The 22817-nt window shown below is 72.4% G+C and carries 20 protein-coding genes and 1 pseudogene; 12 read left to right on the top strand and 9 right to left on the bottom strand.

Going from position 1 to position 22817, the window contains the following annotated elements; genetic code table 11:
- Window positions 1-57: 57 nt before the first annotated feature.
- The gene (locus ACZ6BB_RS25665; RefSeq protein WP_471617511.1) at window positions 58-1362 is read right to left on the bottom strand and encodes an ABC transporter substrate-binding protein; all 1305 of its coding nucleotides are present in this window, start codon (window positions 1360-1362) and stop codon (window positions 58-60) included.
- A gap of 128 nt (window positions 1363-1490) precedes the next feature.
- Between ACZ6BB_RS25665 and ACZ6BB_RS25660 the strand changes: the two genes are divergently transcribed.
- Both ACZ6BB_RS25660 and purU read left to right on the top strand, forming a co-directional pair.
- Window positions 1491-1991: an SCO4402 family protein gene (locus ACZ6BB_RS25660; protein ID WP_471617510.1), complete on the top strand. Its 501-nt coding sequence runs from the start codon at window positions 1491-1493 to the stop codon at window positions 1989-1991.
- Window positions 1992-2072: 81 nt separating this feature from the next.
- Window positions 2073-2954 (top strand): formyltetrahydrofolate deformylase, encoded by an 882-nt coding sequence (purU, locus tag ACZ6BB_RS25655; RefSeq protein ID WP_471617509.1) that lies wholly within the window; start codon window positions 2073-2075, stop codon window positions 2952-2954.
- 150 nt (window positions 2955-3104) lie between these two features.
- Here purU and ACZ6BB_RS25650 read toward each other — a convergent pair whose 3' ends face one another.
- Together ACZ6BB_RS25650 and ACZ6BB_RS25645 are read right to left on the bottom strand one after the other, a co-directional pair.
- Window positions 3105-4475 (bottom strand): MDMPI N domain containing protein, encoded by a 1371-nt coding sequence (locus ACZ6BB_RS25650; RefSeq protein ID WP_471617508.1) that lies wholly within the window; start codon window positions 4473-4475, stop codon window positions 3105-3107.
- A complete protein-coding gene (locus ACZ6BB_RS25645; RefSeq protein WP_471617507.1) occupies window positions 4472-5053 on the bottom strand; it encodes a sigma-70 family RNA polymerase sigma factor in 582 nt (193 codons plus the stop codon). The genes ACZ6BB_RS25650 and ACZ6BB_RS25645 overlap by 4 nt, the downstream gene beginning before the upstream one ends.
- A gap of 506 nt (window positions 5054-5559) precedes the next feature.
- Here ACZ6BB_RS25645 and ACZ6BB_RS25640 point away from each other — a divergent pair.
- Window positions 5560-6009 (top strand): STAS domain-containing protein, encoded by a 450-nt coding sequence (locus ACZ6BB_RS25640; RefSeq protein WP_471617633.1) that lies wholly within the window; start codon window positions 5560-5562, stop codon window positions 6007-6009.
- 194 nt (window positions 6010-6203) lie between these two features.
- Window positions 6204-6716 (top strand): EF-hand domain-containing protein, encoded by a 513-nt coding sequence (locus ACZ6BB_RS25635; protein ID WP_319054702.1) that lies wholly within the window; start codon window positions 6204-6206, stop codon window positions 6714-6716.
- Here the strand turns inward: ACZ6BB_RS25635 and ACZ6BB_RS25630 are convergent.
- A complete protein-coding gene (locus ACZ6BB_RS25630) occupies window positions 6695-8206 on the bottom strand; it encodes a class I adenylate-forming enzyme family protein (RefSeq protein WP_471617506.1) in 1512 nt (503 codons plus the stop codon). The genes ACZ6BB_RS25635 and ACZ6BB_RS25630 overlap by 22 nt on opposite strands.
- Before the next feature lie 144 nt (window positions 8207-8350).
- On the opposite strand from ACZ6BB_RS25630, the gene ACZ6BB_RS25625 reads away from it, so the two are divergent.
- The 4 genes from ACZ6BB_RS25625 to ACZ6BB_RS25610 all read left to right on the top strand — a co-directional run bounded on the left by ACZ6BB_RS25625 (window position 8351) and on the right by ACZ6BB_RS25610 (window position 12910).
- Window positions 8351-9556 carry an amidohydrolase family protein gene (locus tag ACZ6BB_RS25625; protein WP_471617505.1) on the top strand — a complete coding sequence of 402 codons (1206 nt, stop codon included), beginning with the start codon at window positions 8351-8353 and terminating at the stop codon, window positions 9554-9556.
- 12 nt (window positions 9557-9568) lie between these two features.
- Window positions 9569-10699: an acyl-CoA dehydrogenase family protein gene (locus tag ACZ6BB_RS25620; protein WP_471617504.1), complete on the top strand. Its 1131-nt coding sequence runs from the start codon at window positions 9569-9571 to the stop codon at window positions 10697-10699.
- A gap of 47 nt (window positions 10700-10746) precedes the next feature.
- Window positions 10747-11820 carry an acyl-CoA dehydrogenase family protein gene (locus tag ACZ6BB_RS25615; protein WP_471617503.1) on the top strand — a complete coding sequence of 358 codons (1074 nt, stop codon included), beginning with the start codon at window positions 10747-10749 and terminating at the stop codon, window positions 11818-11820.
- A gap of 529 nt (window positions 11821-12349) precedes the next feature.
- Window positions 12350-12910: an ATP-binding protein gene (locus tag ACZ6BB_RS25610; RefSeq protein WP_471617632.1), complete on the top strand. Its 561-nt coding sequence runs from the start codon at window positions 12350-12352 to the stop codon at window positions 12908-12910.
- 512 nt (window positions 12911-13422) lie between these two features.
- Here ACZ6BB_RS25610 and ACZ6BB_RS25605 read toward each other — a convergent pair.
- A complete protein-coding gene (locus ACZ6BB_RS25605) occupies window positions 13423-14355 on the bottom strand; it encodes a cyclase family protein (RefSeq protein WP_471617502.1) in 933 nt (310 codons plus the stop codon).
- Window positions 14356-14490: 135 nt separating this feature from the next.
- On the opposite strand from ACZ6BB_RS25605, the gene ACZ6BB_RS25600 reads away from it, so the two are divergent.
- From ACZ6BB_RS25600 to ACZ6BB_RS25590, 3 genes are all read left to right on the top strand, one after another.
- Entirely contained in the window at window positions 14491-15402 is a 912-nt protein-coding gene (locus ACZ6BB_RS25600) for an SDR family NAD(P)-dependent oxidoreductase (protein WP_471617501.1), read from the top strand.
- A 207-nt stretch (window positions 15403-15609) separates the two neighbouring features.
- Entirely contained in the window at window positions 15610-16809 is a 1200-nt protein-coding gene (locus ACZ6BB_RS25595; RefSeq protein WP_471617500.1) for an acyl-CoA dehydrogenase family protein, read from the top strand.
- Between the two features lie 17 nt (window positions 16810-16826).
- On the top strand, window positions 16827-17876 hold the full coding sequence (locus ACZ6BB_RS25590; RefSeq protein WP_471617499.1) for a Zn-dependent alcohol dehydrogenase: 1050 nt from the start codon (window positions 16827-16829) through the stop codon (window positions 17874-17876).
- Here ACZ6BB_RS25590 and ACZ6BB_RS25585 read toward each other — a convergent pair.
- On the bottom strand, window positions 17873-18070 hold the full coding sequence (locus tag ACZ6BB_RS25585; protein ID WP_471617644.1) for a hypothetical protein: 198 nt from the start codon (window positions 18068-18070) through the stop codon (window positions 17873-17875). The two genes, ACZ6BB_RS25590 and ACZ6BB_RS25585, sit on opposite strands and share 4 nt — an antisense overlap.
- On the opposite strand from ACZ6BB_RS25585, the pseudogene ACZ6BB_RS25580 reads away from it, so the two are divergent.
- A pseudogene (locus tag ACZ6BB_RS25580) lies at window positions 18033-18653 on the top strand (MFS transporter); the annotation flags it as partial. The gene ACZ6BB_RS25585 and the pseudogene ACZ6BB_RS25580 sit on opposite strands and share 38 nt — an antisense overlap.
- A gap of 19 nt (window positions 18654-18672) precedes the next feature.
- Here the strand turns inward: ACZ6BB_RS25580 and ACZ6BB_RS25575 are convergent.
- The 3 genes from ACZ6BB_RS25575 to ACZ6BB_RS25565 form a co-directional block, all read right to left on the bottom strand.
- Window positions 18673-19332, bottom strand: coding sequence for a flavin reductase family protein (locus ACZ6BB_RS25575; RefSeq protein ID WP_471617498.1), 660 nt, complete (start codon window positions 19330-19332; stop codon window positions 18673-18675).
- A 91-nt stretch (window positions 19333-19423) separates the two neighbouring features.
- On the bottom strand, window positions 19424-20248 hold the full coding sequence (locus tag ACZ6BB_RS25570) for an enoyl-CoA hydratase/isomerase family protein (protein WP_471617497.1): 825 nt from the start codon (window positions 20246-20248) through the stop codon (window positions 19424-19426).
- Window positions 20249-20372: 124 nt separating this feature from the next.
- Window positions 20373-22625 (bottom strand): acetate--CoA ligase family protein, encoded by a 2253-nt coding sequence (locus ACZ6BB_RS25565; RefSeq protein ID WP_471617496.1) that lies wholly within the window; start codon window positions 22623-22625, stop codon window positions 20373-20375.
- Window positions 22626-22817: the final 192 nt, after the last annotated feature.

Below are 22817 nucleotides of genomic sequence, written 5' to 3'. Positions count from 1 at the left end.
AGGCCGGCCGGCGGTCCGGCCGGTGTTCCGTTCGCCGGCCCGCCCCGGCCGGTCCGCTCAGCCTTCCGCCTCCACCAGGGTCTTCTCCACGTTCACGAAGTCCTGGCGGGCGGCGACCAGCCGGCCCTTGCGGACCACCTGGAAGGTGACGTCGGGGTTGATGAGGCGGGGGAAGCCGGCGGAGGCGATGAGGTCCTCGAAGCGCCAGCTCAGGGGCGGGGTGAGGCCGCCCGTGCTGACCTTCAGGCCGTCGTCGAGGACGTGGCGCACCGCCTGTGAGGTGACCTCGCTGTCGCCGATCTTCTCCAGGGCGGTCCGCAGGACGGTGTACGCGATCCACGTGGTCTGCACACCCGGGTCCGCCGGGTCGATCCGGTTGTCGTCGAACGCGTGCTCCCGGATCACCCGCTTCATCCGGTCCCACCGCTTGTCGGTCTCCACCGGGTACCAGCCGGTGACGTACGCCCCCTCGTACGGCCCCGACCTGCCACCGGTGGCGTCGATCACCGTCTGGTCGACGCTGCCGAGCACCGTCCCGGTGCGGACGGACGGGTAGTCCGCGCGGTCCCGGCGGAAGGAGTCCATGAAGGTGAAGGTGCGATCGCCCAGCGCCGGGACCACACACCCCTGCTCGGCCGGATCGGCGGCGGCCCGCCGCAGGGCCTCCCGCGCGTGCCCGCCGTACTCGGTGGCGTCCTCGGCCGCCAGCTGGTCCTCGGACCCCTTGTGGCCCCCGGAGCGCAGCCCCGAGTTCAGCAGCAGCGGCAGCTGGTCGCCGGCGATCGAGTCGGGGCGTACGAGGGCGACCGGGCCGCACGCCTTGGCGAGCTGCTCGCCGAGGCCCGCCATGAGGGCGGCCTGGCCGCCGTTGACCGGGTAGGACAGCGCGCTGGCGAACTCGTCGTCGGTGACGCCGTAGCCGCCGATGTAGGGGATGCCCGCGGACTCCAGCGGGGCGAGGTAGGAACGGCCGTGCTGACTGTAGGACCCGACGACCGCGACGACGTTCGCGTCGGCGGCACGGCGGGCGCACTTCGCGGCGGTCACGGTCTCGTTGTGGTCGTTGCAGGTGAGGACCTTCAGCTCGCGGCCGTTGATGCCGCCGTTGGCGTTGACCCAGCGGGCGTACGCCTTCGCCATCGCGGGCATCCCGGGCTTGTTGGTGGCGGCCGTCTTCTCGGGGGCCCAGGTCATGACGGTGACAGAGTCGTCCCCGGTACCCCCCGTGGTACCAGGGACGACCCCGCACCCGGCGACGAGCGACGCGCACGCCGCCAGCGCGGTGGCCCTGACCAGGCGTTTGGCGAGCCCTTGGGGCAGGTGGGTGAGATGAGGGGTCCGTCGTGCCCGGAAGCCAGTCATGACCCCGCACGATTCCGCCACATCGCCAACCCGGGCGTCACGGAGGGGCAACGTGAGGTGACCGGGAGGTGAATTGCGAAGAGCTACGATCGTATTTTCCTGAGGTCGCAGAGAGGAACGCAGGATCGATGACCGTCCAAGGCTCGGAGACCCCTTCCCGTCGCGGGCGTCGCTCATCCACCATGGGCGACATGCCACTGAACGACATGCCGTGGTGGCGCTGGCGCAGCAATGTGCGCTCCGCGCTGCACATGCTCTCCGACCCCGCGTTCCAGCAGAACGTCTGGCTGGCCGGCGTCGACGGGTACGGGGACGTCACAGACGCCGTGTACCGCCTGGTCGAGGACACCTGGCTGGACAACTGGTCCGCCGAGAAGTACGTCGGCACGATCTTCCGTGACGCCCAGGAGGCGGCCCTCGTCGACACCGCCGTGCTGCGCGTGCTGCGGATCATGCACCAGGTCGGCCCGGACGCGCCCGTCTCCGCCTACCTCGACCACGAAGCCTGGCCCGAGGCCGTGCGCGCCGCCCGTGAGGCCCACGTACGCCTCTCGGCGAGCGACGGGGAGGACCCGGACACTGCGCCGCGCACCCTTGAGGTGCTGCGGATCATGACGCGGGCGGCCTAGGGCCGGCGGGGCGTCGCGGGCGGGGGTCCGGTCCTCGGGACGGTTGCCGGCGCAGGTACGCCATATGGGACCCTGTCGGGCATGAACGAGCAGTCCACCCGAGCCGCGGCCTCCGCCGACCAGTACGTCCTCACCCTCGCCTGCCCGGACAAGCCGGGCATCGTGCACGCCGTGTCGAGCTACCTCTTCATGACCGGCGGCAACATCGAGGACAGCCAGCAGTTCGGCGACCACGACACGGGACTGTTCTTCATGCGCGTCCACTTCTCGGCGGAGGCGCCGGTGAACGTGGAGAAGCTGCGGGCCAGCTTCGCGGCGATCGGTGACTCCTTCCAGATGGACTGGCAGATCAACCGCGCCGACGAGAAGATGCGCGTCGTCCTGATGGTCAGCAAGTTCGGCCACTGCCTGAACGACCTGCTCTTCCGGGCCAGCATCGGTGCGCTGCCGGTGGAGATCGCGGCCGTGATCTCCAACCACACCGACTTCGCCGAGCTGGTGAGGTCGTACGAGATTCCGTTCCACCACGTTCCGGTCACCAAGGACACCAAGGCGCAGGCCGAGGCGCGGGTGCTGGAGATCGTGCGCGAGGAGAACGTCGAGCTGGTCGTGCTGGCCCGCTACATGCAGGTCCTCTCCGACGACCTGTGCAAGCAGCTGAGCGGCCGCATCATCAACATCCACCACTCCTTCCTGCCGAGCTTCAAGGGCGCGAAGCCGTACCACCAGGCGCATGCGCGGGGTGTGAAGCTGATCGGGGCGACGGCGCACTATGTCACCGCCGACCTCGACGAGGGGCCGATCATCGAGCAGGAGGTCGAGCGGGTGGGGCACGGGGTGACGCCCGAGGGGCTGGTCGCGGTCGGGCGGGACGTGGAGTGCCAGGCGCTGGCGCGGGCGGTCAAGTGGCACGCCGAGCGGCGGATCCTGATGAACGGGCGCCGGACGGTCGTCTTCGCGTAGGGGCTCCGCCGGGCGAGGGCGCCTCATCGGCCGGGGCGACTGTGGTGTGGCGGGTGCGGGCCGTGGGTGGTTGCTCGCGCAGTTCCCCGCGCGCCTGGACGGGTTGCGCCCCTGGCGGGGAGGCGCCCCTGACACCGGACGCGTGTCTCCCTACATGCGGCTCAGGGCCGCTGCAGCGAACAGGACGTCTCTGATGGCCTCGCGGTCGCCGGCCTGGCCCGCGGCCGCCTCCTCCGGGGGGACGTGGCCGGCGGCGAGGCGGCAGAACTCGACGCCGTCCAGGGCCACGTGGGCGACCTCGTGGTCGGCGGAGCCGAGGGCCGCGGGGGAGTCCAGGGGGATGAGCCACTCGCCGCCGCCGGCGCCCTCGATCTCCAGGCGGAGGCTGCGGCCGGGCGTGCCGGCGGGTACGAGGTGGCGGCCGGGCGCGGGCGGGGACGCCAGCCCGGTCCGGCGGCGCTCGGCCAGGGACACGGGCAGCATGCGCGCCGCCAGGTCGATCATCCCGTGCAGATGGCGGCCGGAGGGCGGCTCGTACGGGTAGTCCACGGCCTCCGCGATGTCCTCCGCGTGGATCCAGCACTCGAAGGCCCGGTCCAGCATCGCGTCCCGCAGGGGCAGTTCGAAGCCGCCGTACGAGACCGCCAGGCGCCCCGAGTCGTCGGAGCCGTCCCGTCCGCCGCCGCCCGTGAACGACGTCGTGCGGACGATGTCGTGGCTCTGCTGCCGCCAGGGCGCGCGCAGGGCGCGGCCGGGCGGGAAGTGGGACGCCTTCCAGTACGCCTCGGTGCGCGCCGCGGGCGTACCGTCGACGGGCTTGTCGTCCTCGGAGGCCGCCTGGTCGAGCGGGTCGTCCAGGCCCAGCGCCGCCGCGACCAGTCCGTCGACGCTCAGCAGATGCGCGATGACCCCGGCGACGGTCGTACGCCGGCTCACCGGCCCGGCGCCCTCGAACCAGCGCAGCCGTACGGGCGCGTGCCAGTCGGCGGCCCCGATGTCCTGCAGCAGCGCGTCCAGCCGGGCCGTCTCCGCGTCGTACGGGGCGGCCCAGCGCGGTACGGGGATGCGCGGCGGGCGGCGGCCCAGACAGACGTCCAGCACCTGGGTGCGCAGCGCCGGGTCCAGGTCGAGGCTCTCCGGGGGATGCAGCAGGCCCACGGCCTCCCGCAGCCGCCGGGCCTCGTCCGCGCACGCCCCGCACGTTCCGAGGTGCTCCTCGACGGCCAGCGCCTCCTGCGCCGAGCACGCGGCCAGCGCCCAGGCCCCGAGGAGGGCCTTGAGCACATGGTGCTCCAGCACGAGGGCCGCCGGGGGCGCCAGGGGCGCCGCGGGCACCGCAGGCGGCGCGGGGTCCGGCAGCGGCAGTCCGGTGTCCTCGACGGAGGAGCGCGGCAGCGGTATGCGCGGCGGTCCGACCGGCTCGTCGCCGTCACCTTCGCGGGGGCCGTCGGGTCCGGACGGTCCGCCGGAGCCGTTCCCCCGGCCGCCGGGCCCCTCGAACGGGGTCGGCCCGCCCGTCACGCCGTGGCCCCGGGTTCGGGCGGGGTGCCGGAGGGGCGGGTGTCGTGGGCGGTGGACAGGAGCTGGAGGCCGAGGCGGAGGCGGCGGCGGGCCTCGTCCTCGGTGACGCCGAGGTCGGCGGCGGTCTGGCGGTAGTCGCGGCGCTGGAAGTACGCCAGCTCCAGGGCGGCCCGCAAGGGTGTGGGCATCGCCTGCACTATGTAGTCGGCGCGGGCGGCGACCGAGGCGTGGTGGACCTTGCGCTCCAGGTCCTCCGCGGTGCCGCCGTCGCCCCGGCCGAGCGCGGCGGTCTCGGTGGCGCGCAGCCGCTGGACCGCCAGGCGGTGGGTCAGCGCCGCCACCCAGGAGCGCAGGGGGCCGTGCTTGGGGTCGTACGCCTCGGGGTTCTCCCAGAGCTGGAGGAACACCTCGCGGGTGATGCCGTCGGCGCCCCGCTCGTCGCCGAGGACGCGGTGGGCGAGCCCGTGCACGAGGGACGCGAACCGGTCGTACAGCTCACCGAGCGCCGCCGCCTCGCCGCGTGCCAGCCGCTGCTGCATCTTGCGGTCCCAGCGGGGCGGTGCGTCCTTCGTCGCCATACGACCCCCCTAACCCTGCTCGTACCTGCGCCGTTCCTGATGGCCGCCGGATCACGGGACCGCGGACGCGGTGTCCGCCCGTCTCGTCCCCGGTCCTGCTTTCCGGCCTCCGTGCACTGCCGTCCCGAATGTAGTCGGCACCGCTGACCGCGCACGCCCCTTTATGGCAATGTGCGCCCCTCCTGGGGCCGGAGGTGGTATGACCGCCGACGCAAGCCGTTTCCATGCCGCCCACGTGGGCGTCCGCCCGCCTTTCGTATGCTTGTACGACTCTCCGAGTGGCCGGATCTGCTTGTCTCTGGCCGGTAGATGTCCGATCCGCATCTATTCGCGATCAATAGTCGATCACATGTGACCGTACTCGATAGAAATCGCACCGAAAAGGCCCCTGAATTGGCTCGCTTACCCCGCGCTTTCGGCGGGCCGGGGGTGTTTCATGGAACGACGGCGGGGCAGCCGCGCAGCAGGAAGCGGTGCAGTGGCTTCCGGTTCGGCGACTGAGAGGCATCGCGGTGACGTTCCAGGTGACCGACGGCGATCAGGACGGGCAAGGCGGGCAAGGCGTACAGGGCGAAGGCGTGGCAGGCGAGTGGGTCGTGGTGCACGTGTCCGGTGAGATGGACCTGGTCACCTCGCCGCAGCTGCGTCACCGGGTGCACCAGGCGGTGGCCGACGGCCGCCGCAGTCTCGTCCTCGATCTCACGGACGTCGTCTTCTGCGACTCCAGCGGCGTCGGGGTCCTCGTCGCCACCCGCCGGCTCATGCGGTCCTGCCGGGGACGGCTGCGGCTGATCCTCCCCGCCGACGGCCACGCGGGCGGCGGCCCGTCCGAGGGCGCCCACGTCAACCGCGTCCTTGCCGCCCTCGGCGTCCGTCGCCTCTTCGACGTCCACCCGGACGTCGCCTCGGCGGTCGCGCCGGAGCCCGACGACGAGGCCGGCCCCCTGTCGGCCTGACCTCCTGCACCCTCCCGATGAGCGGCACGCGCGGAGGAGCCGTCGCACACGGTGGTGCATCGGCGGCCACACAGGTGTCCCGGAATTCCCGCAGTCTTGGTACAAGCGCTGTTTTCCCGCACCGTCCGGGCCTCTGACGTCGTACGCTCCGTCCGAGAAGCACCCCACATGACGTAAGGCGGGCCCGAAGAAACATGGTCAGCAGCGAGTACGAGCGCAGGATCGCCGCCCGGTTCGCCACCTTCGACCAGGACGGCAACGGCTGGATCGACCGCGAGGACTTCAGCGCGGCGAGCAAGGCGGTTCTCAACGAGTTCGGCACCACCGCCCGTTCGGACAAGGGCCAGGCCCTGTACGGCGGCGCCGAGGCCTTCTGGCAGGGCATGGCCGGCATAGCGGACCGGGACGGCGACCAGCGCATCACCCGGGACGAGTTCGTGAACGGCGCGGTGAAGCGGCTGCGGGACAACCCCGACCGTTTCGCCGAGATCGCCCGCCCCTTCCTGCACGCGGCCCTGGCCGTCGCGGACACCGACGGGGACGGCAGGGCGACGGTCGAGGAGACCGCCCGGGTCCTCAAGGCCCTCGGCGCCCCCGAGGAGGTGGCCGCCGCGGCCGCCGCCACGCTCGACACCGACGCCGACGGCAAGGTGGACGAGGTGGAGGTCGTGACCGCGTTCGCCCGCTACTTCACCGTGCCCGAGTAGCGCTCGCGCAGCTTGTACTTGAGGACCTTCCGCAGGGTCTCGTTGCGCGGAAGGGCGTCCACCACCTCCACCTGCTCCGGCAGCTTGTGGACCGAGAGCCCTTCCGCGCGCAGGTACGCCACCACCGCCTCCAGCGTCAGCGGCTCGGCCGCCGGAGGCTGTTCCAGCACCGCGCAGACCCGTTCGCCGCGTTCGTCGTCGGGGAGTCCGATCACCGCCACGTCCCGGACCTCGGGGTGGCCGTGCAGCAGGTCCTCGATCTCCTTCGCCGAGATGTTCTCGCCCTTGCGGATGATGACGTCCTTCGAACGGCCGGTCAGCACCAGGTGGCCGCTGCCGGTCAGGTACCCGAGGTCGCCCGTCACGAAGAACCCGTCCGCGTCGAAGGCCGCAGCCGACTGCGCCGGATCCAGATAGCCCCGGCAGACGGCCTCCCCCCGCAACCGCACCTCCCCGTCCGCCGCGATCCGGATCTCCATCCCGGCCGGTGCCCGCCCCTCCGTCTTCGCCAGGTTCTCCGCCGAGTCGTCCGGCGCCCCCATCGTGATCATCGGCACCTCCGTCATGCCGTACCCGTGGGTGAGCTGTACGCCCATCTCCCGGACGACCGCGCGGTAGACCTCGGGCGGCTTCGGCGCCCCGCCGCCCGCGAGCAGCCGCAGGGTGGGCACGACGGGCACGCCCGGCTGTTTGCGCTGCTCGGCCAGGAACATCGAGTAGAACGCCGTCGACCCGCCCGCCACCGTCACCCCGTGCCGGCGGTAGCCCTCCAGCGCGTCCGGCAGCGCGAAGTGCTCGAACAGCACCGCCGGGAAGCCGTACAGCAGGAGCATCACCAGGTAGTCGGGGCCGCCTATGTGCGCGTACGGGAAGGCGATCGAGCCGATGTCGTCCTGGGTGAGCCGCAGCGCGTGGGCGAGGCAGGAGCCGCCCGCGATCAGCGAGCGGTCCGTGTGCAGGACTCCCTTGGGGTCGGAGGTGGTGCCCGAGGTCCAGTAGATCCAGCGGACGGTGGTGCCGTCGGCCGGCGGGGCGGGGAGCACCGAGGGGTCGCCCTCCGGGAGCCGGTCGTACGCCTCGAAGACGCCGCGCGCCGCCAGCCGCCGGGCCATCTCCGTGTGGTCGAAGCCCCGCCATTCGCCCGGCACCGCGAAGAACTCCGCCTTCGACTCCCGCAGCGCGAAGCCGACCTCGCGGTCGCGGTAGAAGGGGATGACGGGGGACTGGACGGCGCCGAGGCGGGCCAGGGCCAGGGAGAGCAGGACCGTCTCGATGCGGGTGGGCAGCTGCCAGGCGACGACCGTGCCCGGGCGTACGCCCCTGTCGTACAGCCCGGCCGCCACCCGTTCGGCGCGGGCGCGCAGTTCGCCGAAGCTCAGGGTGCGGTCGTCCTGGAGCAGGACGGGCCGGTCGGGGGTGAGGCCGGCGCGGCGGACGAGGAGTTCCCACAGCGTGCGGGACGTGCCGAGTGCGTGGGCGGTGTCATTCACAGCGCGGGCCCCCTGCCGAAAGAAGCTGACGAACTGTCAGATCGTGGCCAGAGCGTAGGCCGGGGCGCCTTGTCGGTCCAGGGGTGTGCCACTAACCTGCTCACGAGGATCTGACGGTCCATCAGATAACTGAGTGGGGGATCCATGACCGAACTGCCCCGCATCATCAGCGTCGACGACCATGTGATCGAGCCCGCGCACCTCTTCGACACCTGGCTGCCGGAGAAGTACCGCGACCGGGGCCCTAAGCCCCTCACCGCCGGGATCGGCGAGCTGGCGTACGTCGCCGGCAAGTACCAGATCACGATGGACCCGCAGGGGCAGCCGACGGACTGGTGGATCTACGAGGACCTGAAGTTCCCGTACAAACGGAACATCGCGGCCGTCGGCTTCGACCGGGACGAGATGACCCTGGAGGGCATCACCCGCGAGGAGATGCGGCGCGGCTGCTGGGACCCGAAGGCCCGGCTGGCGGACATGGACCTCAACCATGTCGAGGCCTCGCTCTGCTTCCCGACCTTCCCGCGCTTCTGCGGCCAGACCTTCGCCGAGGCGCACGACAAGGAGGTCGCCCTCGCCTGCGTGCGCGCGTACAACGACTGGATGGTCGAGGAGTGGTGCGGCGACAGCGGCGGCCGGCTCATCCCGCTCTGCCTGATCCCCCTGTGGGACATCGACCTAGCCGTCGAGGAGATCAGGCGCAACGCCGCCCGGGGCGTCCGGGCCGTCACCTTCTCCGAGATCCCCACCTACCTCGGCCTGCCCTCCATCCACTCCGGCTACTGGGACCCCTTCTTCGCGGTCTGCCAGGACACCGGCACGGTCGTCAACATGCACATCGGCTCCAGCTCCCAGATGCCGGCCGCCTCCCCCGACGCACCCCCCGCCGTGCAGGCCTCGCTCTCCTTCAACAACGCGATGGCCTCGATGATGGACTTCCTGTTCAGCGGGGTCCTGGTGAAGTTCCCCCGCCTCAAACTCGCCTACAGCGAGGGCCAGATGGGCTGGATCCCCTACGCCCTGGAACGCGCCGACGACGTCTGGGAGGAGCACCGCGCCTGGGGCGGCGTGCGCGACCTGATCCCCGAGCCGCCGTCGACGTACTACTACCGGCAGATGTTCTGCTGCTTCTTCCGCGACAAGCACGGGATCGCCTCGCTGGACGTGGTCGGCCGCGACAACGCGACCTTCGAGACCGACTACCCGCACGTCGACTCGACCTTCCCGCACACCAAGGAGGTCGCCCTCGACCATGTGAAGGGCCTCGACGACGAGACCGTCTACAAGCTCATGCGCGGCAACGCGATCCGCATGCTCGGCCTGGACTTCGACCGCCACCTCGGCAAGTAGGGACCCCGGGCGATGGACCTCGCGTACAGCCCGGCGCAGGAGGAGTTCCGCGCACGGCTGCGGGAGTGGCTGGCGAAGACGCTTCCCGCGCTGCCGCCGAAGCCGTCCCCCGACGACTGGCCCGGGCGGCGTGCCTACGACCTCGGCTGGCAGCGGACGCTGTACGACGCCGGGTACGCCGACGTCCACTGGGACGCCTCGCCGACCACCCGGCTGATCTTCCTGGAGGAGACCGAGCGGGCGGGCGCCCCGTACGTGGGCGCCAACTTCGTGGGGCTGCTGCACGCGGGGCCCACGATCGCCGCCGAGGGCACCCCCGGCCAGCGGGCGCGCTGGCTCCCGCCGATCCTGCGGGGCGAGGAGGTCTGGTGCCAGGGGTTCAGCGAACCGGACGCCGGGTCCGACCTCGCGGCGCTGCGCACCCGCGCGCGCCGGGACGGCGACACCTACGTGGTGAGCGGGTCGAAGATCTGGACCTCGCACGCCGAAGTCGCCGACTGGTGCGAGCTGTTGGTGCGCACCGACCCGGACGCGCCGAAGCACCGGGGCATCACCTGGCTGGCGATGCCCATGGACGCGCCCGGGGTGACGGTACGGCCGTTGCGTACCCTCGCCGGCTCCACCGAGTTCGCCGAGGTCTTCCTCGACGAGGTGCGGGTGCCGGTCGCCAACCGGGTGGGCGAGGAGAACGACGGGTGGCGCGTGACGATGGTGACGCTGTCGTTCGAGCGCGGGACGGCCTTCGTGGGCGAAGTGGTCGCCTGCCGACGGGTGTTGGGGGAGGTCGCGCGGGAGGCGCGGGCGAACGGGCGCTGGGACGACTCCTCGGTGCGGCGGCGGCTGGGGCGGCTGAACGCGGAGTTCCGGGCCCTGTGGCGGCTCACGCAGTGGAACGTGAGCGCGGCGGAGGCGTCCGGAGGGGTGCCGGGGCCGGGAGGCTCGGTTTTCAAACTCAGGTACTCGCGCGCGCGGCAGGAGTTGTTCGACGCGGCGGGGGAGGTGCTGGGGGCGGGGGCGGTCGACCTCGGGCGGCCGTGGGTCCTCGATCGGCTCAGCTCGTTGTCGTACACGATCGCCGCGGGGACCTCCGAGATCCAGCGGAACATCGTGGGGGAGCGGATTCTGGGGCTGCCCAAGGGGTGACGGGCGCGTGCTGTCTCGTACTCGGTGTCGATGAGGGGCGGTCGGCTGTGCGGTTTCGACTCACGGAGGATCAACGGGCGTTGCGGGACGGCGTTCGGGAGCTTCTGGCGCGGCGTTTCGGACAGGAGGCGCTTCGGGCGGCCGTCGGCCGGCCCGGCCTGGACCGGGGGCTCTGGCGGGAGCTGGGGACGGCCGGTTTCTTCGCGTTGCGGCTGCCGGAGGCGGAGGGCGGGGTCGGTCTGGGGCTGCCGGAGGCCGTGTTGGTGTTCGAGGAGGCGGGGCGGGCCCTGCTGCCGGGACCCCTCGTGGCCACGCATCTCGCGGCGGGCACGGTGCCGGGAGCGGCGACCGGGGAGGCCGTCGTGACCGCCGTCGGGGGCGGGGGGCTGGTGGAGTGGCTGGCGGAGGCGGACGTCGTCGTGGGCGCGGCGGGAGACGGGCGAGAGGCCGGAGAGGTGCGGGAGGCGGGAGACCTGCGGGAGACCGGGGACGTGCGAGGGTCCGGAGAGATGCGGGAGACCGGGGACGTGCGAGGGTCCGGAGAGATGCGGGAGACCGGGGACGTGCGAGGGTCCGGAGACCTGCGAGGGTCCGGAGACCTGCGGCAGGCCGGAGATCTTCGGGAGGCGGTGGAGGTGCGGTCCGTCGATCCGCTGACGCCGCTGCACCGGGTCCCGGGGGGCGGTTCGGCCGCCCGCCCCGATGATCTGTTCGTACTGCTCAGCGCCGCCGAGCAGTTGGGGACGGCGGTCCGGGCCTGTGAGGCCGCGGTGCAACACGCCCGGACCCGGGAGCAGTTCGGGCGGCCGGTCGGGGCGTTCCAGGCGGTCAAGCATCTCTGTGCCGAACTGCTGGTGCGGGTGGAGGTGGCGCGGGCGGCGGTGTACGCGGCGGCCGTGACCGTCGATCCGGTGGACATCGCGGCGGCCCGGCTGCTGGCCGACGAGGCCGCGGTGCGCGGGGCCCGGGACTGTCTCCAGGTGCACGGCGGCATGGGGTTCACCTGGGAGGCCGACGTACACCTGTGTCTGAAGCGGGCATGGGTGCGGGCGGAACGTGGCGGATCGATCACGGAGAGTGAAGAGTTGTTGGCGGGGGAACTGCTGATCGAGGCGATCTGACCGCGCTGACCAGGTGCGGAGCGGAAAGGTGTGGCACCGGGGTCCGCGAATGTCGCGGAACGTGGCATACCGGAATTACCGAGCGTTGATACCGGGTTGTGTCCTAGGTGTGACTTGTCACGGCCTGGAGTCGGAGTCCCGCTCCGGTACCTTCTGGGGGATGCGAGTGGTTCCGAGGTCGAGCCGAGCCGGTGTTGCCCCTGTGGCGGCCCCGGATCCGGCGGTGCGCGGCACTCGTGAAGTGGGCCGGAGTCTCGCGGCCCCGGTCTGTTCGACTCCCCGCGACGAGCGTCGCACAGTATGCCGTACGCGTACTCCTTCGCGCTGGAATATGCCCGAAGCGCTTGTTGGGGTGACTGTACGTCAACCATGCTGTCCTGTAAGGGGATCACGTTCCGTGATCCCGGTGCCGACGGTGTCGATGGCGGTGGCGTCGGCCAGACAGCAGATGACCACGATCGTGGCCCCCGAGGGGCGTGCGGCGATGTGTCCGCCGGTTCGGATGGTGTGAGCGGTGCAGGTGCTTCAAGTGCAGCTGGAGATCCGGCCCGACCCCGCAGAGGTGGGTCGCGCACGGAGATGGGCCCGTTCACGGCTCGCCGGGTCCGGGATAGGGGACGACGAGCCGCTCGCCGAGACGCTGATCCTCCTCGTCTCCGAGCTGGTCACCAACGCGGTGGTCCACACCGGCCGTCCGGCCGTGCTGCGGCTGGTGCTGTCCGGCCTGCGTGACGGCGCGGTCGGCAAGGTTCGCCTGGAGGTCGCCGACACCAGCGCGTGCCCGCCGGCTCCGAGGTGCGCCGACGGCGACGAGACGGGTGGACGCGGCCTCGCCCTCGTCGAGGTCCTCGCGGACCGGTGGGGCTGGTCATACGAGGGCGTCGGCAAGCGCATCTGGTGCGAGCTGGACCGGGTGGTGCCGGGGCTCGCCGGAGCGGTCGGCTTCTCGGGGGCGTCGGGTGGCGCGCCGACGGCGGGCGGTGGCGTGCCGGCGCCGGCGGTCTATCCGGCGTGCAGCGCGGTGACCGGGGTCGCGGCGGTGGCCCGGGAGAGCCGGGCGCGCGAGGGGATGGCGTACGAGGTGGTCTAGGCGGGGGCTCGTGGGCGCGACTGGTCCGCCGCCGGGGTGCGGGGAGGCGTGTGATCGGCCGCGTGCCGGCTGCGACGGCACGCCGGGCCCGGCCTTCGGTCCGTCAGGCGCGCGCGGTCGCCCGGCTGTGCGTCGCACGCGCCTGCGCGCGAGCGCGCGGCGCGGGGCGGTCGACCGGCGGGGGCCGGTCCGCGCGCCGGGATGTGCTTCCGTACGCACCGCCGCGATGCCGGTTCCGCGCGGTCGGCGCCCGAACGGGTGTTGACGTGCCGTGTCCGTTTGATCACGCTTGTGTCCAGCGATTCGCCGCGAGGGGACGACGAGGGTTTCGGTGACGGAGGTCCTCGACGAGCGTGGGTCGTGTTCGGCGTCGGCTCGCGCAGGGGTCCGGGGGCGGAGCGGGCCCGCCGAAGCCGGATGGCGGCGCGCGGCGCCGTGCTCGGGGTGGGCAGCGGCGCGCCGCCAGCCGGCTCAGCGGTCTCCACGTCTCAGGTCCCCGTGGCGCGGCGCGCCTAGAGGATGGCGATCGGCGCCACCGGCGTACCCGTGGCGCCGACGAACGGCTCGGGCATCGCCGAGAGCAGGAATTCGTACCGCCCAACTTGTCCACAGGCTGTGGACAACTCTTCGAGATTCCAGTTCTGCCCCTGTGGCATGCCCATCTCGACCAGGTCGAGCGCGTGCACCGGCAGCCACAGGTCCTCGATCTCGGGCGGGAAGATCTCGAACGTCAGCGTGTCATTGGCGACGGCGGCGACGTCGCGCGCGTGGAACCACTCCGGCGTGCGCAGGGAGAGTCCTGGTGAGGGGAACGCGTAGGCGTGCTTGTCGCCGGTGAGGTAGGTCCGGATCTGCCCGGTGCGGACCAGCACGATGTCCCCCGCGCAGACCCGGGTGCCCGCCAACTCCTCGGCGGCGTCCAGGTCTTCGGGGGTGACCGCGTGGTCGCCGGACAGGCGGTCGTCGTCGCGTCCCAGGGCTCGCGGGACGTCCAGCAGCACCCCGCGCGAGACGATGTGCCGGGCCTTGTCGATGCCGGCGAAGGCCGCGCCGCCGTGCGGGGTGATGGTGTCCGCCGGGCGGCCGTTGTAGATCCGGCCCGAGTGCGAGACATGGGTGAGCGCGTCCCAGTGGGTCGCCGCCTGGAGCCCCATGGTCACGGCGTCGTCGCTGCACGCGACCGTGCCCGGCCCGAAGATCTCCTGGTTGATCTGCACCATCGCGTGCAGCGGGTTCACCCGGCCCGGCATCATCCCCGTCTGCACGCCGTCCTGCTGGAGGGGCAGCGCGAGCGGTACCCGGCGCCCGGAACGGACCGAGGCGGCGGCCTTCCGGACGACCTCGTCGGTGATCAGGTTGAGGGTGCCGATCTCGTCGTCCACCCCCCAACGCCCCCAGTTGTTCACGCGCTTGGCGATGTCGTGGAACTCCACGGGCAATGACATCGGCCCTCCCCGGGGCTTGTGTGGGTGTGTCCGGCGGGCCGTAGAATCGCCGTACGAGCAGATCTGACGGCCTGTCAGATAATGGTGCATCAGATAACGGTCCGTCAGACACCGCGATGAGGGGAAGGGGCCGGGGTGGGAAACTTCTTGGCAGGCAAGGTCGTCGCCGTCACCGGAGCGGGGCGGGGGATCGGCCGGGCGGTCGCCCTCGGCGCGGCCGCCGAGGGCGCGCGGGTCGTCGTCAACGACTACGGCGTCTCCGTCGACGGCTCCGAACCCACCAGCTCCGTCGCCGAGACGGTCGTCAAGGAGATCGAGGCGGCCGGCGGCCAGGCCGTCGCCGTCGCCGACGACATCTCCACGATGGCCGGCGGACAGCGGCTGGTGGACACGGCGGTGCGGACGTACGGGCGCATCGACGGGGTCGTCTGCGTCGCCGGGATCCTGCGGGAGCGGATGCTGTTCAACATGGCCGAGGACGAGTGGGACCCGGTGATCGCCACCCATCTGAAGGGCACGTTCACGGTGTTCCGGGCCGCGTCCGCCGTCATGCGCAAGCAGCGGTCCGGCACCCTGATCGGGTTCACGAGCGGCAACCACCAGGGGTCCGTGTCGCAGGCCAACTACAGCGCGGCCAAGGGCGGGATCATCTCCCTGGTCCGCAGCGCGGCACTGGGCCTGCACCGGTACGGGGTCACCGCCAACGCGGTGGCACCGGTGGCGCGTACGCGGATGTCCGCGGGTGTGCCGACGGAGCTGACCGAGATCGGTGAGCCGGAGGACGTGGCCGCGTTCGTGGTGTACCTGCTGTCGGACCGGGCCCGGGAGGAGCGGATCACCGGGCAGGTCTACACGGTCGCCGGGCCGAAGATCGCCGTATGGGCGCAGCCGCGGGAGCTGCGCTCGGCGTACGAAGCGCAGGGGTGGACCCCGGAACGGATCGCGGAGGTGCTGCCGGGGGCGGTGGGGGTGGATCCGATGCCGCTGCTGGAGCGGGTGGAGGCGATGGCCCGGGCGGCGGCGGCCGGGGAGCGGCCGAACGCGTGAGGGGCGTGGGGCACGGGGGCGTGAGGGGCGTGAGTGCGCGGGCGGCTGGGGGCTCGGTGGGGGCCCGGTGGGGGCCCGGTGGGGGTTCTCGCGCGGTTCCCCGGGCCTCTGAAAAGCAGGGCTGCGCCCCGCGCTTTGCGCAGAAGCCCTCACCCGCAGCCGGAACACTCCACTCCAACATCCGCGCGGCGCTCATCGGGAGGTGGCATGGACTTCGGGTTCAGTGACGAGGACGAGGCGTTCCGGGCGGAGGTGCGGGCCTGGCTGGGGGCGCACGCCGGGGCGGGCGAGGACCGGCGGGCCTGGGAACGGACGCTGGGCGCCGCCGGGTGGATCGGGCTCGGCTGGAGCGAGGGCGGCTACGGGAACCGGACGGCCACGCTCGTCCGACAGGTGGTGTGGGCCGAGGAGTACGCGCGGGCCGGGCTGCCCGCGCGGTCGGGGCACATCGGGGAGAAGCTGCTGGCGCCGACCCTGATCGCGTTCGGCAGCCCGGAGCAGAAGCGGCGGTTCCTGCCGCCGGTCGCGCGCGGTGAGGAGCTCTGGTGCCAGGGGTACAGCGAACCCGGCGCCGGATCGGATCTCGCCGGGGTACGGACCAGGGCGGAGCGCGCGGACGACGGTTCGTACCGGATCACCGGGCAGAAGATCTGGACCTCGCTCGCCCACGAGGCCGACTGGTGCTTCGTGCTCGCCCGTACCGAGGCGGGGTCGAAGCGCCACCACGGGCTGTCGCTGCTGCTCGTGCCCATGGACCAGCCGGGGCGCGTCGAGGTGCGGCCGATCCGCCAGATGACCGGGACGAGCGAGTTCAACGAGGTGTTCTTCGACGGGGCGCACGCCCGCGCGGAGCACGTCGTCGGGGGCGAGGGGAACGGCTGGCGGGTCGCCATGGGCCTCCTCGGTTTCGAGCGGGGGGTGTCGACCCTCGCCCAGCAGATCGGCTTCGAGCGGGAGTTGGGGGACGTCGTACGGGCGGCCGTGGCGAGCGGGGCGGCGGACGATCCCGTCGTCCGCGACCGGCTCGTACGGCAGTGGGCCGAGTTGCGGGTGATGCGGTGGAACGCCCTGCGGACGCTGGGCGGTTCGGAGGGACCGGAGGGCGACGCCAGGGGCCAGGCGTCCGGACCGGGCGGCGGCGGGGCGGAGCCGGGCGCGCCGAGCGTGGCCAAGCTGCTGTGGGGGCGGTGGCACCAGCGGCTCGGCGAGCTGGCGATGGAGGTGCGGGGCGCGGACGCGGTGCTGGGGCCGCGGGACTGGTCGGCGCCGGAGCCGTACGCCCTGGACCCCTTCCAGTACCTGTTCCTGTTCAGCCGGGCCGACACCGTCTACGGCGGTTCCGACGAGGTGCAGCGCACGATCATCGCCGAGCGGGTGCTCGGTCTGCCGAGGGAGCCGAGAGGCTGAGCTGAGGGGTGAAGGCCATGCGCGGAGTGGTGTTCGACGGGAAGCGGGCCGAGGTCGTCGACGATCTGGTCGTGCGGGACCCGGGTCCCGGGGAGGTACTGGTGGCGGTCTCCGCCGCCGGGCTCTGCCACAGCGACCTGTCGGTGGTGGACGGGACCATTCCGTTCCCGGTCCCGGTGGTGCTGGGACATGAGGGGGCGGGGGTCGTCGAGGCGGTGGGGGCGGGTGTCCGGCACGTCCGGCCCGGGGACCATGTGGCCCTGTCCACCCTCGCCAACTGCGGGACCTGCGCCGACTGCGACCGGGGGCGGCCGACCATGTGCCGCAGGGCGATCGGACGGCCCGCCCGGCCGTTCTCGCGCGACGGGCGGGAGGTGTTCCAGTTCGCCGCGAACTCCGCCTTCGCGGAGCGGACGGTGGTCAAGGCCGTGCAGGCCGTGCGGATACCGGACGGCATTCCGCTCACCTCCGCCGCGCTGATCGGCTGCGGAGTGCTGACCGGGGTCGGCGCGGTGCTCAACCGGGCGCGCGTCGACCGCGGGGACAGTGTCGTCGTGATCGGAGCCGGGGGCATCGGGCTCAACGTCGTACAGGGCGCGCGGATCGCGGGGGCGACACGGATCGTCGCCGTGGACGCCAATCCGGAGAAGGAGGAGGTGGCGCGGCTGTTCGGTGCCACCCACTTCCTGACCTCCGCCGCGGGCGTACGGGACATCCTCCCCACGGGCGCCGACCATGCCTTCGAGTGCGTCGGCCGAGTGGAGCTCATCCGTCAGGCGATCGATCTGCTGGACCGGCACGGCCAGGCCGTGCTGCTCGGTGTGCCGGCCGCGACCGCCGAGGCGTCCTTCCTCGTCTCCTCCCTCTACCTGGACAAGTCGATCCTCGGCTGCCGGTACGGCTCCTCGCGCCCGCAACGGGACATCGCGCTCTACGCCGACCTCTACCGGGAGGGCCGCCTGCTCCTGGACGAACTGGTCACGGCCACCTACCCGGTGGAGGAGTTCGCGAAGGCGGCGCAGGACGCGGGGGAGGGGCGGGTGGCGCGGGCGGTGCTCACCTTCTAGGCCACCGGCCTCGGCTCCTGCCCGGTCCGCTCCGCGCGGCCGGGCCCCGCCGTACGTGTCGCCCCCCGCGCCTTGAACGTCTGTCGGTACGCCGTCGGGGTCACCCCCGGCGCGCCCTGCAGATGCTGCCGCATCCGGTGGTCGTCGACGAGCGAGGCTCGGGCAGCGGCGTTGCGCGTGCTCTTCTCGGCCATGCGGACGGGGCCGTTCTGGCTGCTGGCCGGCACGTTCGCGATCTGCGGTGCCTCGACCAACGGCCTCGTCCAGACCCACGTCGTTCCCGCCGCCCACGACCACGGCATGCCGATCACGGCGGCGGCCTCCCTGCTGGCCGTCATCGGGATCTTCGACGTCCTCGGCACGATCGCCTCGGGCTGGTGCACGGACCGCTTCGACTCGCGGCGGCTGCTGGCGGTGTACCACGCGTTCCGCGGCGTCTCGCTCCTCTTCCTCCCCATCCTGCCGGCGCCCGCCGTCCACCTGCCGATGATCTTCTTCATCGTCTTCTACGGCCTCGACCGGGTCGCCACCGTCCCGCCGACCATGGCCCTGTGCCGCGAGGACTACGGTGCCGACAGCGCCATCGTCTTCGGCTGGGTCCTCGCCTCCCACCAGCTCGGCGCCGCCCTCGTCGCCTTCCTCGGCGGCCTGGCCCGCGACGTCTTCGGCTCGTACGACGTCGTCTGGTACGCCTCGGGCGCGCTGTGCGCGGCGGCGGCACTGATGGCGTTGGTGATACGGAGGCCACCGGTGGGGCGGGTGGGGTTGGCGGCCTGAGGGGCGACCGTGCCTGCCGTCAGGTCCTGAGTTCTCCGAACCGGCCCCGGTGGAACAGCAGCGGCATCGTCTCGTCGTCCGTGGCCAGCGCCTCCACCCGGCCCACCACGATCAGGTGGTCGCCGCCGGTGTGCACGGCGTGGATCGCGCAGTCGATCCAGGCGGCGGCGCCGGCGAGGCGGGGGGAGCCCGTGACGGGGGCCGGGGTGTGGGCGACTCCGGCGAACTTGTCCGCCCCGCTGACCGCGAACCGCCGGCACAACTCGCCCTGGTCCGCGCCGAGTACGTTCACGCAGAAGACGCCCGCGCGGGCGATGCGGGGCCAGGTCGTCGACGTACGGCCGACCATGAACGCCACCAGCGGCGGATCGAGCGAGAGGGACGAGAACGACTGACAGGCGAAGCCGGCGGGGGGTTCGGCGGAGGCCGGCGCGGTGAGCGCCGGTGGCAGTGCCGGTGCCGGGGCGGTGATCACCGTGACGCCCGTCGCGAAGGCGCCCAGGACACGGCGGAACTCCGCCTGGTCGACCGGTGCGCGCTCGTTCTCGCCGACGCAGCGCAGCTCGGGGCGCGGCAGCGCCTCGACGACCGGTTCCGGATGCGCCGTCCTACGGCCACTGTCCGCCGGGTCCGCCCTCAGATAGCGGACGGCGGCGGCCGCCATTCCCGCATGTCCCATCACCTCCCCATTGAAACTGACGGTCCGTCAGAAGTGAAGGGAGGTTCGGTAAAGTCCCGCACCGGTTCCTCCGTGGCGCGCGGAGAGGTCCTCAGCGGCCCTCGTAACGCGGCGTCCGTCGTTCCACGAAGCTCGCCACGCCCTCCAGGGCGTCCGCCGTCGTCATGTTGATCTCCTGCGCGGCGGCCTCGGCGGCGAAGGCGGCGGCTCGGTCGGTGTCGAGGGAGGTGTTGATCAGGTGTTTGGTCAGCGCCAGGGCGCGGGTCGGGCCGGCGGCGAGGCGTTCGGCCCACTCGCGGGCCGTCTTCTCCAGGTCCGGGGCGGGGACGACGCGGTTGACGAGGCCGAGGCGTTCCGCGTCCACGGCGGACAGGGCGTCCCCGAAGAACATCAGCTCCTTCGCCCGGTGGAGCCCGACGAGACGGGGCAGCAGATACGCGCCGCCCCCGTCGGGGACGAGGCCGCGCCGCACGAACACCTCGATGAAGCGGGCCTCCTCGGCCGCCAGCACGAGGTCGCAGGCGAGGGCGAGATGCGCCCCGAGACCGGCGGCCGTGCCGTTCACCGCCGCGATCACCGGCTTCTCGCAGTCGAGGACGGCCGCGACGAGGCGCTGTGCGCCGAGCCGGATGGTGCGCGCCACGTCGCCGGCCACCCGCTCCCCGTCGACCGACGCGCCGCGCAGATCCGCCCCCGTGCAGAAGCCCCGGCCCGTCGCGGTGATGACGACCGCGCGCACGGCGGGGTCCCCGGAGGCGTCGGCGAGGAGCCGGATGAGGTGGTCACGCTGGTCGGGGGTGAGGGCGTTCATCGCCTCGGGGCGGTTGAGAGTGATCCACGAGACGGCGTTGTCAGTGGCGTGAAGTATCAATGAGTCACGGGATTTTTCGGGATGTTCATGGGGGGAAGCGGACATGTGGGTGCTCCTGTTCCTACGCGGAGTGACAGCCGTCCTCGGTGTCCTACGTGTCCTGGGTGTCCTGGTTGACCTGGCTGTCCTGGCTGTCGTGGGTGTCCTGGGTGCGCCGCCGCGGCGGCGCTCAGCGGCACACCGCCAGCGCGTCCAGTGCCACGGCCCCCTGCCCCCTCGGCAGCACCATCAGCGGGTTGATGTCCAGCTCCGCCATCTCGTCCCCGAGTTCCAGCGCCATGCGCTGCACCCGGAGCACGACCTCCACGAGGGCGTCCACGTCGGCGGGGGGAGCCCCGCGCACCCCGTCCAGCAGGGCCCGCCCGCGCAGTTCGGCGAGCATGGCGTGCGCCTGGTCCTCGGCGAAGGGGGGCACGCGTACGGCGGAGTCGCGCAGGACCTCCACGAGGACACCGCCGAGACCGACCGTGACGGTGGGCCCGAAGAGGTCGTCGTGGGTGACGCCCACGACCATCTCCACGCCCCGCTCGACCATCTGGCACACCAGCACCCCGTCGAGGGAGACGTCCTCGTAGCGGGCGATGTCGGTCAGTTCGCGATAGGCGTCCCGGATCTGGCTCGCGGAGGTCAGACCGATCTTCACCAGGCCGAGTTCCGTCTTGTGGGCGATGCTGGCGCCGGACGCCTTCATCACCACCGGGTAGCCCACGAGGCTCGCCGCGCGTACGGCCGCCGCCGCGCTGGTCACCAACTGCTCGCGCGGCACGCGGATCCCGTAGGCGCGCAGCAGCTGCTTGGCGGCGTGCTCGCTCAGCTGCTGCCCCGGCCGCATCAGCGCCTTCGCCTTGCGGAAGGAGGGGGAGGGCGAGCGCGGGGCCTCGTCGAAGGGAGAGCGGTAGGCGCTGGTGAAGCGGGTGTGGTCGAGGTGGGCGCGGACGGCCGTGATGCAGTTCGCGAAGGTGCGGAAGGTCGCCACCCGGGACGAGCCGAGCAGCGTCTCGCGGTACGCGGCCTCGGTGCCCACCGGCGACCCCCACACCACGCACACCAGCTTGTCCGTCCGCTCCGCGGCGTCCACCAGGTCCTGGGCCAGCTTGTCGCTCATCGGCGGGAAGGGGCCCGTGATGGGACAGATCAGCACGCCCACCGCGGGGTCGTCGAGGATCGCGTCGAGGATGCGGGGACCGCGCCAGTCGCCCACGGGGTGGCCGCCGTTGTCGACGGGGTTGGCCACGCTCAGGTAGTCCGGGATCCACTGGTGCAGTTCGGCCTGCTTGGCGCCGGAGAGGGTGGGGAGGGGGAGCCCGGCCTCGGTGGCCAGGTCGGCGAAGTGGGCGCCCGTCCCGCCCGAGATCGAATAGACGACGACACCCTCCGGCCGGGGGCCGGCCGACCCGGTGACGCGTGGCCGCCGCGCTCGCGCCAGGAGTGTGGCCGTGTCCTGCAGTTCGTCGAGACCGTCGACGCGGATCACGCCGTACTGCCGCATCGCCGCGTCGACCACCGCGTCCGCGCCGGTCAGCTTGCCGGTGTGGGAGGCGGCGGTGCGGGCGCCGGTCTCGGTGCGGCCGACCTTGACGGCGACGACGGGCACACCGCGCCGGGCGGCCCGGTCGGCGGCGAGCAGGAAGGCGCGGCCGTCCTTCAGGCCCTCGACGTAGGCGGCGATGGCGCCGACCTCGGGGCGTTCGGCGAAGTAGGAGATGAAGTCGGCGGTCTCCAGATCGGCCTCGTTGCCGGTGGGGGCCCAGTGGGAGAGGCGGATGCCGAGTTCCTGGAGGGAGAAGACGGGGCGGCCCTGGTGGCCCGACTGGGTGATCAGGGCGATCGCCGGGCCGTCGAGGTCGTCCCGGAAGCGCTCGAAGGCGTTGAGGTTGGTGTTGGGGCCGAGCAGCCGCAGACCGTCGGCGCGGGCCACTGCCGCGGCGAGCCGCTCCTGCGCGGCGGCGCCCTCCGCGCCGGTCTCGGCGAAGCCGGAGGCGAAGGCGACGGCGAACTTCACCTTGGCCTCGGCCAGTTCGCCGATCACGGGGAGGGGGTCGGAGAGGAGCAGGGCGGCGAGGTCGACCTGTTCGGGCAGGTCGGCGACGGAGGGGACGCAGGGGATGCCGAAGACCGACTCCCGTGTGGGGTGCACGGGGTGCAGCCGGGCGCCGACGCGTTCGGACCAGGCGAGCAACTGCCGGGTGATCCCGGTGTTCGGTCGCCCTTCGGTGTCCGAGGCGCCGACGACGGCCACGGATTCCGGGCGAAAGAGCCGGTCGAGATCGGGGACGTCGGCGTACAGCGGACGCCCGCTGACGTCCAGGTCGCCGGCCTCGGCGGGCCTGCCGTGCACGACCTGCGTGGGGTGCTCCCCGCACGCGATGGCCCGGGCCCGGCGGGAGTCGGTGGTGAGGGTGCCGTGGGTTGATCCAAGCATCGGTCCGCCCGCTCCTGTGTGACAGCCAATTCAGTGACGTGACGCATTCACGTTTCTGACGACACGTCAGATTTCAGACTACTGAACTGACGCTGTGTCAGGAATGGTTGTGCGGGCAAAGCTACGCGGCAGTAAGGAGGTTGTACCCGTGCGGGGGGACGGTCAGACGTGTGGGAGGGGGTGGGTCTGGGG

The organism is Streptomyces sp. NPDC041108, assembly GCF_055592645.1.
Note: the sequence above shows the minus strand (reverse complement) of the source record. Positions and strands in the feature narration are given on the sequence as shown.

What these genes read in the sequence shown, in the direction of transcription:
- ACZ6BB_RS25595 (WP_471617500.1), top strand. Translation starts at nt 15,610, where the DNA reads ATGGACTTCGGGTTCAGTGACGAGGACGAGGCGTTCCGGGCGGAGGTG.
- ACZ6BB_RS25645 (WP_471617507.1), bottom strand. Translation starts at nt 5,053, where the DNA reads ATGGCGACGAAGGACGCACCGCCCCGCTGGGACCGCAAGATGCAGCAG.
- ACZ6BB_RS25565 (WP_471617496.1), bottom strand. Translation starts at nt 22,625, where the DNA reads ATGCTTGGATCAACCCACGGCACCCTCACCACCGACTCCCGCCGGGCC.
- ACZ6BB_RS25665 (WP_471617511.1), bottom strand. Translation starts at nt 1,362, where the DNA reads ATGACTGGCTTCCGGGCACGACGGACCCCTCATCTCACCCACCTGCCC.
- ACZ6BB_RS25575 (WP_471617498.1), bottom strand. Translation starts at nt 19,332, where the DNA reads ATGGGACATGCGGGAATGGCGGCCGCCGCCGTCCGCTATCTGAGGGCG.
- ACZ6BB_RS25635 (WP_319054702.1), top strand. Translation starts at nt 6,204, where the DNA reads ATGGTCAGCAGCGAGTACGAGCGCAGGATCGCCGCCCGGTTCGCCACC.
- ACZ6BB_RS25620 (WP_471617504.1), top strand. Translation starts at nt 9,569, where the DNA reads ATGGACCTCGCGTACAGCCCGGCGCAGGAGGAGTTCCGCGCACGGCTG.
- ACZ6BB_RS25625 (WP_471617505.1), top strand. Translation starts at nt 8,351, where the DNA reads ATGACCGAACTGCCCCGCATCATCAGCGTCGACGACCATGTGATCGAG.
- purU (WP_471617509.1), top strand. Translation starts at nt 2,073, where the DNA reads ATGAACGAGCAGTCCACCCGAGCCGCGGCCTCCGCCGACCAGTACGTC.
- ACZ6BB_RS25570 (WP_471617497.1), bottom strand. Translation starts at nt 20,248, where the DNA reads ATGTCCGCTTCCCCCCATGAACATCCCGAAAAATCCCGTGACTCATTG.
- ACZ6BB_RS25605 (WP_471617502.1), bottom strand. Translation starts at nt 14,355, where the DNA reads ATGTCATTGCCCGTGGAGTTCCACGACATCGCCAAGCGCGTGAACAAC.
- ACZ6BB_RS25590 (WP_471617499.1), top strand. Translation starts at nt 16,827, where the DNA reads ATGCGCGGAGTGGTGTTCGACGGGAAGCGGGCCGAGGTCGTCGACGAT.
- ACZ6BB_RS25660 (WP_471617510.1), top strand. Translation starts at nt 1,491, where the DNA reads ATGACCGTCCAAGGCTCGGAGACCCCTTCCCGTCGCGGGCGTCGCTCA.
- ACZ6BB_RS25585 (WP_471617644.1), bottom strand. Translation starts at nt 18,070, where the DNA reads ATGGCCGAGAAGAGCACGCGCAACGCCGCTGCCCGAGCCTCGCTCGTC.